This window comes from Ruegeria sp. AK11 (genome assembly GCF_056541095.1).
Genome location: NZ_JBQFXU010000038.1, coordinates 1 through 1,419, shown reverse-complemented (window position 1 = coordinate 1,419; position 1,419 = coordinate 1). Strand labels below are relative to the sequence as shown.

The window sequence follows — 1,419 nt, the reverse complement described above, 5'->3', positions numbered from 1 at the left end:
ACCAACAGAGGAAAACCATGAAACGGACGACATCATTTTATTCGGCATTGGCGGTCGGTTTACTGACTGCGACGGTTGCGGCATCGGAGACGGAACTGACAGTTTACACCGCTGTCGAGGCGGAGGATCTGGCGAGGTATGCAGAGACGTTCAACCAGAGTAACCCTGATATCAAGATCAACTGGGTCCGGGACTCGACGGGGATCATCACCGCGAAACTGCTGGCTGAACGGGACAACCCACAGGCGGATGTGGTCTGGGGGTTGGCGGCGACCTCTCTGCTGCTGTTGAAATCCGAAGGGATGCTGGAGCCTTATGCCCCGGTTGGCGTAGACAAGCTGGATGCGAAATTCGTCGATGGTGACAACCCGCCTGCCTGGGTTGGCATGGACGCCTGGGTTGCCTCGGTTTGCTACAACACGGTTGAGGCGGAAAAGGCCGGGCTGAAGCCGCCCACTTCGTGGAAGGACCTGACTGATCCGATGTACAAGGATCAGGTGATCATGCCGAACCCGAATTCGTCTGGCACGGGGTTCCTTGATGTGTCCAGCTGGCTTCAAATGTTTGGCGAAGAAGGTGGCTGGGAATACATGGATGCGCTGCACGAGAATATTGCGCGCTACACCCATTCCGGCTCGAAGCCTTGCAAACTGGCGGCGGCGGGTGAGATCCCGATTGGTATCTCTTTTGCGTTCCGTGGGGCGAAGTCCAAAGCTGATGGCGCACCGCTGGATATCATTGTGCCTTCGGAAGGCGTCGGCTGGGACATGGAAGCAACCGCGATTGTGGCCGGTACCGCAAATCTGGAAGCCGCGCAGAAGCTGGTGGACTTCACCGTCACCAAAGAGGCCAACGAGATGTACAATACCGGCTATGCGGTCGTGGCGTATCCCGGCGTTGCAAAACCGGTTGAACACTTCCCAGAAGGTCTTCTGGATGCGATGATCAACAATGATTTCGAGTATGCCGCCAACAATCGCGCGGCAATCCTGAAGGAATGGCAGTCTCGCTATGACGGAAAGTCTGAAGCGAAATAATTCCATTGGCAGGAGGGGCTTTTGTGCCTCTCCTGCCCGCCACTCTCTTGTTCCCACCAACACAACCAACTCACCCGGCGCGCACCAGCCAGGATCGGTCGTGCCCGAGGTGCAGATGTGAGGACCTCTCCCGTGCTTCAGAAAACACCACCCGGTGAACTGTATCTCAGCATCCAGAATTTGTGGAAAGCGTTCGGCAGCTTTCTGGCACTCAAGGACATCTCTCTTGAAATCAAAGAAGGTGAATTCATTTGTTTCCTTGGCCCGTCCGGCTGCGGCAAGACCACCTTGTTGCGGGCGATTGCCGGGCTGGATCTGCAGACCAAGGGTACGGTTATGCAGGATGGCAAGGACGTCTCCAACCTGCCTCCGTCCGAGCGTG

The 1,419-nt window shown here is 56.6% G+C and carries 2 protein-coding genes; both read left to right on the top strand.

All coding sequences use genetic code 11. The annotated features are described in order from the left end of the window. Positions 1-1,037, top strand: a 1,037-nt coding sequence (locus tag ACR0D9_RS20590) for a putative 2-aminoethylphosphonate ABC transporter substrate-binding protein (RefSeq protein ID WP_480540103.1), incomplete at its 5' end; no start/stop codon positions are given. 132 nt (positions 1,038-1,169) lie between these two features. Continuing rightward, positions 1,170-1,419, top strand: a 250-nt coding sequence (locus ACR0D9_RS20585) for an ATP-binding cassette domain-containing protein (protein WP_480540102.1), incomplete at its 3' end; no start/stop codon positions are given.